This window comes from Holdemania massiliensis AP2, assembly GCF_000327285.1.
Lineage (GTDB): Bacteria > Bacillota_I > Bacilli_A > Erysipelotrichales > Erysipelotrichaceae > Holdemania > Holdemania massiliensis.
The window spans coordinates 1,647,456-1,661,726 of sequence record NZ_HE998567.1; the positions used below are offsets into that span (position 1 = coordinate 1,647,456).

Here is a 14,271-nt window from a genome sequence, read left to right on the forward strand (position 1 = left end):
GGTTTTCATCTTAAAACTAATGAAATTTCCGTTTTCATCCGAATCTCTTTCTTTTATTTAAACATAGTTTTCTTCAATTTACAGATGATTCTGTTATAAACTGAAAAAAATATATCATTCCTTTATTATTTCATTCTAAATTTCATCCTGAATTTGATCAAAAATTGAATTGATTCTTTCCTTTAATAATTTCAGCTCATGATCAAAAAAACAGCATAAGCTCAGGCAGAGTACGCTGTTTTCCTTGATTCTAAGCCTCTGTGACACGTTGGATAAAAGTCTGATCCTGTCCTCACCAGAACGCCTGGGGCAGTTCATCCACGACTTCTCTGCGGCAGCCACTCAGCGGATCCGTCCAGACGCATTTCCAGGCATGCAGCTTCATCCTGCCTTGAACAGGACGGGGATTATACAGCGGATCATTGATGATCGGATGCTGAATCGAAGCCAGATGCACACGGATTTGATGCGTTCTGCCCGTTTCCAGTTCACAGCGGACAAGCGTCTGATGCTGCTTTTGACGGCATTGCAGAACCTCAATATGCGTACAGGCTGGCTTTCCTGTGGACGAGATGCGATATGCCTTAGACTGGTGGCGATCCCGGCCAATCGGTTGATCAATCGTCAGTTTCGCCTTCGGCTTCATCACCCCGCTGACCACTGCCAGATAGGTGCGGTAAATTTGCTTCTGCGCCAGCGCCTGATCCAGACGAGGCTGAAAAAACGGACATTTACTGAACAGGACGATGCCGCTGGTTCCTTCATCCAGACGATGAATCGGACGCACCGTGCAGTGCTGGCCTGTGCGGTGATAATACGCTGCCACCTGATTCGCCAGGGTTCCGCTCTTCTGTTTATCATCCGGATGCACAATCATGCCGGAAGGCTTGGACACAGACAGAACCAGCTCATCCTCATACAAGACCGTAAGCGGCTGATCCCACGGGACAAAATCCGGCTCCTCCTGCTGAAATACCTTCAGCGCAAGCCGATCCGCCGTTTTTAATTTTACGTTTTGCCGGACAGGCTGATCGTTAAGCTGGATTCTCTGCTCGGTTTCCAGCTTATACCGATAAGCTTTGGAACACGGCCACGCCATTAAAAAGTCCGCAATGGTTTGTCCCTCGGCCTGCCTCGGAATAATCAGATTCAGCCAGGGACTGTCAATTTGAAAATCCATCAATCCCGACCTTCCGGAAACAAATAGCCAGCCTGTTCAAACAGCGTATCCAGATCCAGCGGATTGGGTTTCCAGTCCTGCGGCCGCGGTTGTTTTAAAAACGCTTCGGCACAAGCCGCATGCGCTGCCGCGCCCTTCCACAGCACGCTTTCGTCCAGATCATGGCGGGAAGTATGCACGTCGGCCGTAATGCCGCGGGCTTCATTGCGCATTCCCAAAAAGGCATACACGCCCGGCATCCGCTGCAAATACAAAGGAAAGCTATCCGTTCCCATCCACGGCTCAGCTTCCATCACTGTCGCTTCCCCCAACAGCTCACGGCAGACCTCGGCCGCCGTTTTCGCATAAGCCGCATCGTTGTTTAACGGAAAGCCTGGGGCGTTCAGTTTCTCAAAATGCGCGGTGCAGTCGTACGCCTCGGCAATATGTTCAACGACATGCCGCAGCTTGGCCTGGAAAGCCAAACCGACCTCACGATTATAAAACCGCACCGTTCCCTTAAACAGACAGGTATCGGGGAGTATATTGGATTTGGTTCCGGACTGAACCAGTCCGGTCGAAATCGTCAGCGGCTCAAACGGACTGACCGTCCGCATCCGCAGCGCGGCCAGCGCCTGACCGATCGCCGCATAACAGTCGATCGGATTGATGCACAAGTCCGGACGTGAGCCATGTCCGCCGCGTCCCTGCAGCCGGACATGAAAGGAGAACATGCCCGCCATTAACGGACCTGCCTGAATTTGCAGCGTCCCGGCTGGCGTATGCGGGGAAACATGCAGACCGAATACACTGTCCGGATGAATTCCGGCTTTTTCCAGTGCCTTCATGATGTGATAAATATTCATCGTCGCTTCTTCACCCCGTTCAAAACACAGAAACACCGTTCCTTCTAAGTCTTCCCGATGGGCTTGAAGCAGCTTCGCCGCCGTCAGAAGCATCGCTGTATGTCCGTCATGACCGCAGGCATGCTGCACACCTTTGACCTCGCTGATGCAGGGTTTCGGCAAACCGCCGCCGTTGACCGCTTCTTCTTCAATCGGCAAGGCGTCAATATCCGCTCTTAACAAGACCGTTCGGCCAGGTTTTCCGCCTTCAATCCAGCCCAGTACCCCGCCATGCTCAACAACTTGGGTGCGGATTCCCTGATCTTTCAAAAACTGATCAATCAGCGCGACCGTAGCTTCCTCTTTCGAGCTTAATTCCGGATGCCGGTGCAGCTTTCGGCGCAGATCAATACAAAGATCACTGAGTGCCAAAGCCTCTTCGTTCCATTGGATTGCCATTGTTTTCTCCTTTATCTCATTCCTGTTTTTTGCTTTGTTGTTTTGTTTATTCCGCTTTGTCGTTAGCGAATGCAGTCGGCATAGAAATCAAAAACCTGCTGCTCGGTTGGGAAGCGGGCGATCAGTACCTCGTCGCCCATGGCCTCAGCCAGCGCCGGATCCATCGCAATTCGTTGCACAATCGCTTCATGATAGTGTTCGACAATCCAGTCCGTCGAATGTTGATAGTGCTGCTCTTTGCGCCGGCCGACAAACACGCTGGAATACGGCCGTTCTGGGTTGTAGCACGGTTCATGGTCAATCAGCGTGTCAGCCCAGATCTGATAGATATCAATGTCATTGGCATAGTCGATCATATCCGGCAGAAACCCTCCTGGTGGACGCATGTTGACCTCTAAGCCGATGATATCGCCCTTATGGCCAAGCCCTTCCTGATCGCAGTCGAGGCGGAAAAATTCCAAGTGGAAAAAGCGGTCGCGTACACCAAAGGCCTGCAAAGTCCGCTCCCCGGCGCTGCGCAGATCCTCCTGTACATTTTTCAGTGAATAACAGCCGATCGGCTGCTTCTCATTGACTGAATCCATGACGGACCCTAGATAGACATGACTGGTGGCAAACACGACCTTGCCCTGATTGTTGATAATCCCGTCAAAGGTACAGACAGTTCCCTGCACGAATTCCTCCACAATCATCCCGGAATGCATCGTTTTCAGCATTGTTTCCAGTTCTTCCGCGTTGTGAATGCGCATCGTATCGCTGGCTCCCACCCCACGGTCAGGCTTAGCTACCATCGAATAATGCACCTGCTGGGCGAACTGGCGGATCGCTTCCGGATCCTCGCTGATCAGCCAGCGTGCTGTCGGAACACCCGCCTCGGCATACTTTGCTTTCATCAGCGACTTGTGCTGACAAACATTCAGCTGGGCAGGGAACATGCCGGTTGTGACATGAAACAATTCACGCAGCTCCGCGTCCAGATTCAGCCAGTATTCATTGTTGGATTCAATCCAATCAAGCTTGCCGTACTTCCATGTAAAATAACCGCAGGCGCGGATCATCTGATCCCGATCGGTCATCGAATAGACACAGTAAACATCATCCAGAACCTTGCGCAGGGAAGAAGGCAGCGATGATTGGGGCGTATCGACAATCCCCAGCACACGCACGCCGCGGTTTTTCAAAGCCCGGGCAAACAGCCAGTAATTCGATGGAAAATGTGGTGAAATTAAAACAAAATTGATCATTCAGCGTCCTCCCAACACCGTTCAAGGATGCCTAATTCTTCCATCCAAACCGGTGTTTCTTCTTCCCAGCACGCTTCGCAATGCGTGCCTTCCGGATAACAATGCAGATAAACTGAGGCTTTCGCTTCCAGGATCTGCTGCACGGTGCAGTTATCGGCCGTCACCTGCGCCAGATCTTCCTGGGAGCCGGTTTCCATCCCACCCCAGCTGATATAGAACTGTGTGTTTTCCTCAATCCAGGCCTCATCCAGATCCCTGCACAGCGGCTCCATCACTAATCCCAGATACGGTGACAGACAAGCCGCCCGGCTGTACACCGCACTGTAGCGGCCGCCGGCATACAGTGCCATCAAGCCGCCCATTGAGCTGCCGCCGATAAAGGTATGTTCACGATCGGTCAGCACGGGCAGATTTTCATCCACCCAGGCCTTCAGCTCACCGCTCATCCAATCCAGAAGCAGTTCTCCCTGTCCTTTCACTTCACCCCAGGCAGGATCGGAAAAATCATAGGGGGAAAACTCCCATAAACGACGGTTGCCCTGGTGATTGCATTCGATTCCCACAACCACTAACGGCAGTCCGGTCTGATCGAGATAATCTTTTAAGCCCCAGCTTTTTCCATAGGTCGCTTCCTCATCCAAAAACAGATTGTGGCCGTCAAACATATACAGCACCGGTACTTTCTGTCCTTCTGTGAGCATGTCGGGTATATACAAATGGAGTGTCCGTGCTTCTTCCAACGGCGTAATCCATGTCTCCTGTTTTATCAGCATGGTTTTGATCCTCTTTTCTAGCCGGAAGCGTCCGGCTGACGATCTCATTGTAGTGAATTTTCAGCTTGAACGCAAGTCTGAAAACCCTCGGCTAAGAATCAGAAACCGCCGGGAATCCCCGACGGTCAGCATTTCACCCTTAACAAAGACGGTTCATAAAATACGGGAATTGTTTCCGCCACCATGGCCAGTCATGAGCCACGTCAGAACCCCAGTAATCGATCCAGGCCGGGATATTTTTGTAGCCTAACAGCTCCTGCATCCGGTGCGTATCCTGCTGAGCTTCCTGTTCCCAATCACCCTGACCACAGCACAGAACGATATCGCAGCTGCGGTATTTCTCCACATACGGATGATCGGCAGGCATCTGATCCAGATAATCGATCGTTGAATTGTTGTAAACCAGATCGTCCATGTAGCTGCCGAAATACCACTTGCTGGAATAAATTCCGCTCAGTCCGACAGTGCCGTTGAACAAATCCGGCCAGCGGAACATGAAATTCACGGCATGTAGCGCGCCCAGACTGCAGCCAGCCGTTAAAATACCGCCGGCACGCTGACCGTCGTTGGACCATTGATTAATTTCAAAAATCCGCGGGGCTAATTCTTCTGTAATGTAGCGGGCATAGGCTTCATGCCGCTCAATCCGGCCGCGGCATTCGCGGTCAAAAGCCGCCCAGGTTTCCCAGTCGATGCTGTCGCAGGCAAACAGCTGCAGCCGTCCCTGCTCCAACAATTCCTGCACCGCCCCCACCATGCCGAAGTTTTCAAAATCATAGAAGCGGCCGCTCTGTGCCGGAAATACTAAACAAGGCCGTCCGGCATGACCGTAAACCTTAAATTCCATCATCCGGTCAAGATGATAGCTGTATTCGTTATAATAGGCTGTATGCATTGTTCTTACTCCTTGCTCATTGTAAAATCTACGAATTCCATCATGGCCTCATAATCCGCAAAGCGGGCGGTAATCATATCGTTGCCCATTGCCGGAGCCAGAACTTCCGGCATCATTTCAGCCATGACAATGGCTTTTTCATACCGCTGATGGACTTCTGCGAGTGTATGCTGATAGGCTAAGCGATGACGCCGGCCGGTATAAACACAGAAATACGGCCGATGCGAAGGGTCGAAATAACCATGATCATACGCGACCATATTCGCCCAGATTTTATAAACGTCGATGTCATTGGCATAGTTCATCATGTCCGGCGTATACCCTCCCGGCGGACGCATGTTGACTTCCAGGCCGATTAAATCACCACATCGCCCCAGTCCTTCCTTATCTTCCGTCAGCCGGAAGAATTCGCAATGGAAAAACCGGCTCTGCGTAGGAAAGGCCGCGATCACCCGCTGACCCGCTTCTTTCAGATCTTCCGGAATTTCACGCACGGAATAATAATAAATATCTTCTTCGTGATTCACGATCTCCATAATTGGCCGCGGGAACACATGCGAAGTTTCAAAAATCGGCTGACGCTGCCGGTCCGCAATGCCGTCATACGATTCGATGGAACCTGGTACATATTCCTCCATAATGTACTGTACCTGCGGCAGATGATCATAAAATTCATGCAACTGATCCTCATTTTCCAGCTTGTAGGTCGCATTGGCGCCGACACCGTTGTCCGGCTTGACAACCACCGGATAACCAGTTTGTTCGACAAATGCCAGACCCGCCTCCCGATCAGAAACCAGATGCCAGCGCGCAGTTCTGATCCCAGCTTTTTCATACAAGGCTTTCATCTGGCTCTTGTATTTAATAAAAGAAATGGCTTCGTTGCGCACACCGCTGGTCACATTGAAATCGGTGCGCAGCTGCGCATCCTGCATCAGCCAGTATTCATTGTTGGATTCAATCCAGTCAATCCTGCCATAACGAAACGCAAAAAAAGCACAGGCCTTATAAACCTCATCATAATTTTCCAGACTTGAAACCTTGTAGTATTCCTGCAGGCTCTGTTTGAGGTTGTCCTCCAGCAGCTCATACGGAGCATCTCCGATGCCCAGCACACGCACTCCGTTCTGTTTTAAACAGCGGCAAAAATTCCAATAGGTTTTCGGAAAGTTCGGCGAAATAAAAATAAAATTCATGGCTATTCCCCACCTTTATCTTAGTTTTATTGTAGCAGAATTGAACTAGTTTTTAAATTGAATGCCGGCTAAAAACAGACAAATTCTGAAATATTTCTGAAAGAAATGAAAATAAAGACATAGATCGTTCAGACAAGGGGATATCGCCCAACCATCCCGAAATCAATAAGAAAAGGATATCCGCTTTTCTCACTCAGATATCCTTTTGTTCTTTGAATCATTTATGGCCTCACTCCGGTCATGGTATTGATTCCCGCAGCAAGGTAGTCCAGCTGTTTGCCCTGCGTTTTTCAGATCAGATTTGTGGCAGCCAGACGTTTGCGCATTAAATCCGGATCTGAGCAGGCCAGCAGTGCGGTTTCCTTGGTAATCCGTCCGGCTTTCAGCAGACTCAATAAACTGACGTCCATTGTGACCATGCCGTCGCGGGCGTTGGCCTGGATCGTGTTGTCGATCTGATGAATCTTATTTTCCCGGATCTGCGTCTGCACGGCATTGTTCACCTTCATAATTTCAAAGGCTGGGATCAAGCCGCCGCCGACTGCCGGTACCAACTGTTGGGAAACGATCGCCTGCAGCACCATCGACAGCTGCACGCGAATCTGCTGCTGCTTTTCAGCGGGGAAAACATCAATGATGCGGTTGATCGTATTCGCAGCTCCGGTTGTATGCAGCGAAGAAAACACCAAATGCCCAGTCTCCGCTGCTGACAGAACCGTCTGCATCGTTTCCAAATCGCGCATCTCACCGACCAAAATCACATCCGGCGCTTCGCGCAGCGCCGCGGTCAGAGCGTGGATATAGTCCGGCGTATCCTGGCCGATCTCCCGCTGGCTGACAATGCTTTGCTGATGCCGATGCAGCACTTCAATCGGATCTTCGATCGTAATGATATGCCCGCTGCGGCTGCGGTTGATCGCGTCGATCAGACAGGCCAAAGTTGTGGACTTCCCGCTTCCAGCCGCACCGGTGATCAAAACCAGACCCTTTTTCAGATGGGCAAAGGAAAGAATTTGTTCATCGATGTTGAGCTCCTTCGCATCCGGAAGGACAAAGCGAACGACCCGCAGCACCGCGGCCAGAGATCCACGCTGGCGATAGACATTGACACGGAAACGCCCCATCTGCGTAAGTGAAAATGAAAAATCATCTTCCCCAGTCTGCTGCAGCCGGTGCATCGTCCGATTCTGACTCAGCTTGAAGATTTCCTGGATCATCGTTTCCGTCATTTCCGGTGTCAGCCGCTGATCATCCAGCCGGATCATCTCCCCGTTGATTTTGACCGTCAGCGGCGTTCCGGCAACAATAAAAATATCTGAAGCCTGACGCTCAACCGCCGTTTTCAGCATCGTTGAACACTCCATCAGCGATTCTCCCCTCTCTGTTCAATCTGGGTATAACTGACCTGCATCCGGGTGATGGCTTTATCGCTCATTTTCAGCTGCGCACTCGCCTGGACATAGGACAGAACGGCAAACGTCGTCATGCACAAAAGACAAAACAACATCAATAACGGAGCGATGCCGGTGCCGATATTCACTGCCGTCTGAGTGTCATGATTCTCATTCATGCGCTTCTGCCTCCTTAATTGGGTTCAGTTCCAATAATAACCGTGCATCGTGAACCCGAATCACGCGCAGGGATGTTTCAACACTCTCATTGTGGACCTGCCGAAGGATTTCAATCTGATAGACACCCTTTTCCTGCGGCATTCCGGTTTCATCACTCTGCCACATACAAAACTTCTCTGTGCAAAGTTCGGGAAACAGCTGATCCAATGGCGTATTGGAAGCATAGCGCAGCTGTTCCGCCAGCGGCTGAGCCAGCCGCAGCGCCTGATTCTGATCTAAGGCCAGCTGATGCTTCTGATCGGCCAGCGCAAACAAACGCACGCACAGCACAGAGCCTAAGGCGAAGCAGAGGATCACAAACAACAGTTCACCTAAGAAATAAAACGAACTGGAACGCTGACGTATTTTCATTCGGCTCCCCCCTTCAGGATCAGGCTTAAAGTGGCGGAGGGTCCCTGATCGTTCTGCCAGCGCACCTGCAGCCGGTCAGACTCAAGCTCAAAGCTCAGCGGCTGACTGGAAACTAGGATTTCTCCGGCAGTTAAGTCGAGTTCATGCTCTGTCCCGGTCAACAGCTCCATCAGCGCGCCGTTTTGATAATAAAACAGAGTTTCATAAGTTCGGCCTTCGATTTCTTCCTGAATCACCAGGCATTCAGTCCCGGCCCATTCCCGCACCGTCACTTGATCCGCCGGCACGTTCTGCAGACGGTTGAACAGAACAAGATAGGGCAGCTGCACCTGATCATCTGCCTGCTGCTCACGCAGCATCGACTGATAAAAGCTGGCACAGCGTTCAATCGTTACAAAGGAGCAGCCGACAAACAGCAGCATCAATAACAGCATGAACACCATTTCAGTCAGCGGACGCTTCATCGAACCGCCCCCTTCCGGTACACCTGAACCTCCGGCTTCATATTGGAGCCGAGCGATTGGTAGAAAACATTGTATTTTTCGCTGTCAATCACCACACCGTAGTTTTGTTCCAGATAACTGATTTCCTCCGGATAGCTGCCTTCTAAGGCGTAGCACAGCACAGCCGCCTGCTCGATCCGCTGCTCAATCAGCTGGGCTTCCTCATTGCGGATCTGACCTGAAGTCTGGCTCAGCGCATCGCCAAGTCCCCTCAGGATAACCGCAAAAACCGCGGCGGCCATCATGATTTTTCCAAATCGTTTCATCGGCTTACCCGATACTGGACATGATGTTCATCAACGGCAGCATGACCGACAGCAGGATCGCGCCGACAATCACCGACAGCAGGACGATCATCAGCGGTTCAATCGTATTGAGAAATTGATTCACGGCAGTTTCCGTATCTTCATCATAGCGCTGTGCGACCTGGGCGATCATCTCATCCCCCCGGCCTGCCCGCAGTCCAATGCCAATCATCCGCGCATAGGCTTCTTTGAATAATCCGCAGTCCAACAAAGCCCGATCCAGGTTTTCCCCGGCCGCGACTTTCTGAGCGCATTGCTGAATCTGCTTTTTGACTGCCGGATGTTCGATCAAACTTTCGACCCCCTGCAGCGCTTCACTGATTTCTACACCGCTGCGGGTAAACAGCGACAGGGCAAACGCCGCCTGCGCCAACGCCAGTTCCCGGCACACCCCGCGGATCAAAGGCACACCCGCTAGCAGCGCAGTAAGCGATTGTTGGGGATTGCGGATATGCCGCCAGCCGATCCAGGCGGCACCCAAAAGAGCCAGCACTGCCACCGCGGCCGCCGCCAAAATCAGCGCAGTCCCCGCCTGCATCAGCATTTGTGCCGATATCGGCAGCGATACGCCAAGATTGCGCAGCACTTCATCAAAGACCGGCAGCACCTTGAACAAAATCACACCGACGACCACTAACACCATGATTAACAGGATCAGTGGGTAGGTCAGCGCGTTTTTCAGATTGATCCGAATCTTTTCCATGCGCTGATAATACTGGGACAGCGCTTCCAGCACCTGATCCAGATAGCCGGTCTGTTCACCGATCTGAACCATCCGGATCATATAGGAATCAAACGCTTCCGTTTTTGCCAGACTCTCCGCCAGCGTTTCTCCCAGCTCTACTTCATTCTTCATTTTCAACAGTGCATCATGCATTTCCGTATCCGGCTGGTCGTTGGCAATGACCGCCAGGCCTTCTTCGCAGGATAAGCCTGAGCTGATCATCATAGCCAGCTGCTGACACAACAATGCACATTCATTTCCGGAGATTTTTTTCATCGTTTCCTGCCCCCTTTAATAACGATATTTATCATGATATTCGCCCTTGTATTTCATCTGGGTTGAGGCATAAGTCGGATCCATCCGCGTCCATGTTTCCTTTTCAAAATAGATTTCCGGGTTGATCCAGCCCGCACCGCGGACATAGACTTCTACCCAGGCATGATAACCTTCGTCTACATAGCCGGTGATCAGCCGCGTCGGTATCTGCTGAACCCGCAGCATCGCACTCATCAAGGCCGCATAATCAAAGCAGATCCCTTTGCCTTCCGCCAGGGTCTCATCGACAATCGGCAGCACGTACTGATCTTTGACTTTTTCAACCTTATCCCAATCATAGCTGACATGACCGACCACATAGTTATAAATCGTCAGCACCCGCTCCAATTCTGTCCTGCAGGTCTGCGTCAGATCAAATGACTTGAGCACGCTGGCTGACTGCGGCGTATAGTTCACAATCTGATTGGGATAGAGATACGGCAGCGTTTCTTCCGCCAGCTGCACATCCAAAGTCTGTTTAAACAGAACCGCATAGCGTGTTCCTTCAATATTCTCATAACCGCGAAGCTCATACTGCCCGCTGCCCTGAGTCAGAGGATAAGTGATATATTCCCCATCCCGATCAATATCGTACGGATATTCCTCGCCGTCCTTCATGATCTTCAATTTCAGGCGGCGATGATCGGTGCTTAACGTTTTCACCATAATGTAGCCTTGATCGGTATGACTGGCGTCAATCTGAATCAGGCTGTCCCCCAGGATAACATTCCCGGAGGCTTCCGGAAGCCGAATTTCTGAGGGCGTGGGGGAAGGTGTCTGTTCGGTGGGCGTCGGGTATTCCTGCGCCGCAGCCGGTTTTCCAGAGGAGCTGCAGGCCGTTAGCAGCAATGCCAAAGCCAGCCATCTGCGTATTTTCAAGATCAGCCCTCCTCCTTTCCTTCTTTTCCTGTTTTATTATAGCACAATCCGACTGATTCCCAAGCCGCAGATCGCGGTCGGACCGAACCTTGCAAACACCGCATTCAAGACCTGTTGAAAAGTTGTCAGGCGGTTTTTTCGTGCCGGATTGCCGCTCATCTTCAGCGTTTTTTATTATGCCAGAAGGAAGTTAGAAAACCGTTAGAATCGAAAGAAATTCCGGAATAATTTTGATTTTTCAGCCTTGCCGGCTTTTCTCTTTCAGCTGCTCATATTCATAATTCAGCCGGCAGCGTGAAGATGGGATTTTTTTATAAAAGCGCCGTGCCAAACGATCCATGACCAACGCCGTATCTTCCTTTTGCCGCACATTCATCAGAATACCGAACTGCGTCTTGCTGAAACGGGTATAAACGTCGTTAGCCCGCAGTCCGGAACGAATAATGCGGTTTAACTGATCTCCGCTGTCCTGCGTGGATAATTTCGCATCCGTGACTTTCAAACTGACGATCACCAGTACGGCGGGTTCCTGATTCCGGCATGCCTCCAACCGTTTATTCTGTACCAGCTTGGCGAAGACCGGACGTTCGCAATAAAAAGCAGCTGGCTCCGAAGCACTCTCCAACTCCGCTAAGTAATCCACGGGCGTCAGCTCTTTCTCCTCATTATTGGCTTTTACAAAGTAGACCAGCGACTGGCTTTGACCTTGAAATTCCATTCCAAACTCCTTGTAAAACGAACCGGATATTTTCTCATAATGCTGAATCGCCCGTGCATATTTCTTCTGATCCAGCAGAATTTTCAAATACAGATAATTCAGCTGATCTTGATACTGATCCTGCTGAAGAGCTTTCAACAGTATATTTTCCGCCTGCTGTGTGCGCTGCTGATCGGCCAGTGTCTGAGCGGCTGTCTGTACACGCTGCAAATACAGCTGCCAGTATTGTTCACGATACGTATAGATCCAGCTTTGATCCAAACCTGGAAGAAACTCTCCGGGATATTGCTGCATCAGCGCTTCCGTCTGTTCTTCGTTCAAGGATGAAACATCCAGCGGAATATTCAGAGCATCGATGTCCAAGCTCAGATTCGCACAGTTAAAACTGTAGCCTCCCCGCTGCGTCAAAATCCAGCTGCCGGCTTCCGAAACGGGCAGTTCTTCCAAACATTTACGCAAGCGATGGACTGTAAACTTCATCGCGTTGAGCGGATTTTTTGAATCTTCCCAAAACATCTCGATCAGCTTTTCTTTCGTAACCAGTATATTATGATTCAAACAAAGGTAAGCAAGAAAAGAAGCCGTCTGCTTTCCTAAATAGCCGACCAGATCAATTGTTTGATCCTGACTTCTCAAAATAAATCCGCCGAGCATCTGAATGCTAATCTTCTCCATCCTCTGGCCTCCCCACCTAATGCACCCCTATTATAGAGCAATCCTCATGATTTTTGTAACTTCTGAACGCTATTTGTTAAAAATATTTTGGTTATCAAATTGTAGATGATATAATAAAAGACAGTAAAAACGGGGGTGTTTTTCATGGCCCATCGCATCCATCGTCCCTTACCTTCCGCCTCATTGACAATTGACCAGCAACATCCAAAATCGCTCTTTTATCAACAAAAGCGGCAGTTTCCCCATTCACTGGTTTTGATGATCATCGATATCAAAAAGTTTCAGCGCATCAATACCCTTTACGGCTATGCGGCCGGGGATGAAATTCTGCGGCAGGTTTATGCCGTGCTGCAGAAGCATCGGCAAAAAGAAGAGGCGCTGTTCCGTTTGGCGGAAGATCAATTTTTGTTCTTCCTGCATGATGAAACCAACGAGATTACCCTTGAGCGACTGCTCGTCTTTGACCGTGAGATTTATCAGCTGCATTATCAAGGACAATGGCTGCGGCTCCTATTGTCCTTCGGCATTCATCGGGTGCAGCCTGGCGATGAATATCAGCAGGCTTTGGATTATGCCGATAACGCACGTCGCTATGAACCGGATTATTCACGATACAGTTCCTCTTATGAATTTTCCAGTCCGGCGATCCAGGACCCGATCACCCAGCGGGCGCAGATTGAAACGTGGATGCATCCGGCCCTGGACAAACCGGAGTTTGTGGTTTTCATTCAGCCGAAAATCAGGTTAAACGACGGTCGGATTGATGGCGGGGAAGCTTTGATCCGCTGGTATCACGAGGGGGCGCAGGTTCCGCTGCATGTTTTTCTGCCCATCTTTGTCCAAAATACCTTTATCCGTAAAATCGACCAGTTTGTCTTCGATCAGCTTTGCCAGTGTTTTACCCGCTGGTTAGATCAAGGTTTGCCGGTTGTCCCCATCAGCTGCAATCTTTCACGGCCTTCCTTTATGGACACGGAATATCTCAGTGAAATCCTAACGATTTTTAATCGCTACGCGCTGCCGCAATCGCTGTTTGAATTTGAATTGTCGGAAGAAATTGAATTGAACAACGAAGTCACCTTACTGGACTCCATGCAGGATATTCAAAAACGGGGTTTTTCCTGTTCGCTGGATGACTTCGGGTCCGGTTATTCCTCACTCAGTCTGCTCAGCTCCCTGCCGGTTTCTACGATTAAGCTGGACCGCAGCTTTTTCAATGAACCGTTGAATGAAAAGAAGCAAATTGTATTGCGAGAGCTGTTGACGATTCTGCACGGATTGGGTATGCAAACCGTCGCTGAGGGTGTAGAATCTCAGGAATACATTGATTTCCTGCGGACACACGGCTGTGATTTCGTACAGGGGTTTTATTACAGCACGCCGGTGCCGATTCCGGAATTCGAACGCATGTTGATTCAGCAACCCTTTCTTCATCACGAACAATCAACAAGAAAGGACTGTAACGTTTAAAAAAGAGCTGAATGAAGCATTTTAGGTTCTTACTCAGTTAAGGGTATAGCTAAAGACATGATAAAAGGAACAGTAAAATTATGCCGTTCACTGCGCATAATTCCGCTGTTCCTCTTTTTTGTTGTTTAC

15 protein-coding genes are annotated in these 14,271 nt (G+C 50.2%); 1 reads left to right on the plus strand and 14 read right to left on the minus strand.

All coding sequences use genetic code 11. From position 1 onward, the window contains the following. Nucleotides 1–292 precede the first annotated feature (292 nt). The 14 genes from BN162_RS07755 to BN162_RS07820 form a co-directional block, all read right to left on the minus strand. The gene (locus BN162_RS07755; protein ID WP_020224510.1) at nt 293–1,180 is read right to left on the minus strand and encodes an RluA family pseudouridine synthase; all 888 of its coding nucleotides are present in this window, start codon (nt 1,178–1,180) and stop codon (nt 293–295) included. Continuing rightward, nucleotides 1,180–2,463: a M20 metallopeptidase family protein gene (locus BN162_RS07760; protein ID WP_020224511.1), complete on the minus strand. Its 1,284-nt coding sequence runs from the start codon at nt 2,461–2,463 to the stop codon at nt 1,180–1,182. The genes BN162_RS07755 and BN162_RS07760 overlap by 1 nt, the downstream gene beginning before the upstream one ends. 62 nt (nt 2,464–2,525) lie before the next feature. Continuing rightward, nucleotides 2,526–3,707 (minus strand): ATP-grasp domain-containing protein, encoded by a 1,182-nt coding sequence (locus tag BN162_RS07765; protein ID WP_020224512.1) that lies wholly within the window; start codon nt 3,705–3,707, stop codon nt 2,526–2,528. Beyond that, nucleotides 3,704–4,480 (minus strand): alpha/beta hydrolase, encoded by a 777-nt coding sequence (locus BN162_RS07770; protein WP_020224513.1) that lies wholly within the window; start codon nt 4,478–4,480, stop codon nt 3,704–3,706. The genes BN162_RS07765 and BN162_RS07770 overlap by 4 nt, the downstream gene beginning before the upstream one ends. Before the next feature lie 139 nt (nt 4,481–4,619). Further along, nucleotides 4,620–5,375: an esterase family protein gene (locus BN162_RS07775; protein WP_020224514.1), complete on the minus strand. Its 756-nt coding sequence runs from the start codon at nt 5,373–5,375 to the stop codon at nt 4,620–4,622. A gap of 5 nt (nt 5,376–5,380) precedes the next feature. After that, entirely contained in the window at nt 5,381–6,571 is a 1,191-nt protein-coding gene (locus BN162_RS07780) for an ATP-grasp domain-containing protein (RefSeq protein WP_020224515.1), read from the minus strand. Between the two features lie 290 nt (nt 6,572–6,861). Continuing rightward, nucleotides 6,862–7,935, minus strand: coding sequence for a type IV pilus twitching motility protein PilT (locus tag BN162_RS07785; protein ID WP_020224516.1), 1,074 nt, complete (start codon nt 7,933–7,935; stop codon nt 6,862–6,864). Beyond that, nucleotides 7,935–8,141: a hypothetical protein gene (locus tag BN162_RS07790; protein ID WP_020224517.1), complete on the minus strand. Its 207-nt coding sequence runs from the start codon at nt 8,139–8,141 to the stop codon at nt 7,935–7,937. The genes BN162_RS07785 and BN162_RS07790 overlap by 1 nt, the downstream gene beginning before the upstream one ends. Then, entirely contained in the window at nt 8,134–8,553 is a 420-nt protein-coding gene (locus BN162_RS07795) for a hypothetical protein (RefSeq protein ID WP_020224518.1), read from the minus strand. Before BN162_RS07795 ends, BN162_RS07790 begins: the two co-directional genes overlap by 8 nt. After that, complete coding sequence (locus BN162_RS07800) at nt 8,550–9,017, minus strand: DUF4860 domain-containing protein (protein ID WP_020224519.1); 468 nt, start codon at nt 9,015–9,017, stop codon at nt 8,550–8,552. The genes BN162_RS07795 and BN162_RS07800 overlap by 4 nt, the downstream gene beginning before the upstream one ends. Continuing rightward, nucleotides 9,014–9,322, minus strand: a complete 309-nt coding sequence (locus tag BN162_RS07805; RefSeq protein ID WP_020224520.1) for a hypothetical protein — start codon at nt 9,320–9,322, stop codon at nt 9,014–9,016. Before BN162_RS07805 ends, BN162_RS07800 begins: the two co-directional genes overlap by 4 nt. Before the next feature lie 4 nt (nt 9,323–9,326). Then, entirely contained in the window at nt 9,327–10,361 is a 1,035-nt protein-coding gene (locus BN162_RS07810) for a type II secretion system F family protein (protein ID WP_020224521.1), read from the minus strand. Nucleotides 10,362–10,376: 15 nt separating this feature from the next. Further along, nucleotides 10,377–11,279, minus strand: a complete 903-nt coding sequence (locus BN162_RS07815; protein ID WP_020224522.1) for a transglutaminase family protein — start codon at nt 11,277–11,279, stop codon at nt 10,377–10,379. Between the two features lie 238 nt (nt 11,280–11,517). Continuing rightward, the gene (locus tag BN162_RS07820) at nt 11,518–12,672 is read right to left on the minus strand and encodes an AfsR/SARP family transcriptional regulator (RefSeq protein WP_020224524.1); all 1,155 of its coding nucleotides are present in this window, start codon (nt 12,670–12,672) and stop codon (nt 11,518–11,520) included. A 144-nt stretch (nt 12,673–12,816) separates the two neighbouring features. Here BN162_RS07820 and BN162_RS07825 point away from each other — a divergent pair, with 144 nt between their 5' ends. Next, nucleotides 12,817–14,142, plus strand: a complete 1,326-nt coding sequence (locus BN162_RS07825; RefSeq protein ID WP_020224525.1) for a GGDEF domain-containing phosphodiesterase — start codon at nt 12,817–12,819, stop codon at nt 14,140–14,142. Nucleotides 14,143–14,271: the final 129 nt, after the last annotated feature.

Bases quoted from the DNA above. Each gene is read 5' to 3' on its own strand.
- BN162_RS07755 (WP_020224510.1), bottom strand. From the start codon at position 1,180: ATGGATTTTCAAATTGACAGTCCCTGGCTGAATCTGATTATTCCGAGG.
- BN162_RS07760 (WP_020224511.1), bottom strand. From the start codon at position 2,463: ATGGCAATCCAATGGAACGAAGAGGCTTTGGCACTCAGTGATCTTTGT.
- BN162_RS07765 (WP_020224512.1), bottom strand. From the start codon at position 3,707: ATGATCAATTTTGTTTTAATTTCACCACATTTTCCATCGAATTACTGG.
- BN162_RS07770 (WP_020224513.1), bottom strand. From the start codon at position 4,480: ATGCTGATAAAACAGGAGACATGGATTACGCCGTTGGAAGAAGCACGG.
- BN162_RS07775 (WP_020224514.1), bottom strand. From the start codon at position 5,375: ATGCATACAGCCTATTATAACGAATACAGCTATCATCTTGACCGGATG.
- BN162_RS07780 (WP_020224515.1), bottom strand. From the start codon at position 6,571: ATGAATTTTATTTTTATTTCGCCGAACTTTCCGAAAACCTATTGGAAT.
- BN162_RS07785 (WP_020224516.1), bottom strand. From the start codon at position 7,935: ATGGAGTGTTCAACGATGCTGAAAACGGCGGTTGAGCGTCAGGCTTCA.
- BN162_RS07790 (WP_020224517.1), bottom strand. From the start codon at position 8,141: ATGAATGAGAATCATGACACTCAGACGGCAGTGAATATCGGCACCGGC.
- BN162_RS07795 (WP_020224518.1), bottom strand. From the start codon at position 8,553: ATGAAAATACGTCAGCGTTCCAGTTCGTTTTATTTCTTAGGTGAACTG.
- BN162_RS07800 (WP_020224519.1), bottom strand. From the start codon at position 9,017: ATGAAGCGTCCGCTGACTGAAATGGTGTTCATGCTGTTATTGATGCTG.
- BN162_RS07805 (WP_020224520.1), bottom strand. From the start codon at position 9,322: ATGAAACGATTTGGAAAAATCATGATGGCCGCCGCGGTTTTTGCGGTT.
- BN162_RS07810 (WP_020224521.1), bottom strand. From the start codon at position 10,361: ATGAAAAAAATCTCCGGAAATGAATGTGCATTGTTGTGTCAGCAGCTG.
- BN162_RS07820 (WP_020224524.1), bottom strand. From the start codon at position 12,672: ATGGAGAAGATTAGCATTCAGATGCTCGGCGGATTTATTTTGAGAAGT.
- BN162_RS07825 (WP_020224525.1), top strand. From the start codon at position 12,817: ATGGCCCATCGCATCCATCGTCCCTTACCTTCCGCCTCATTGACAATT.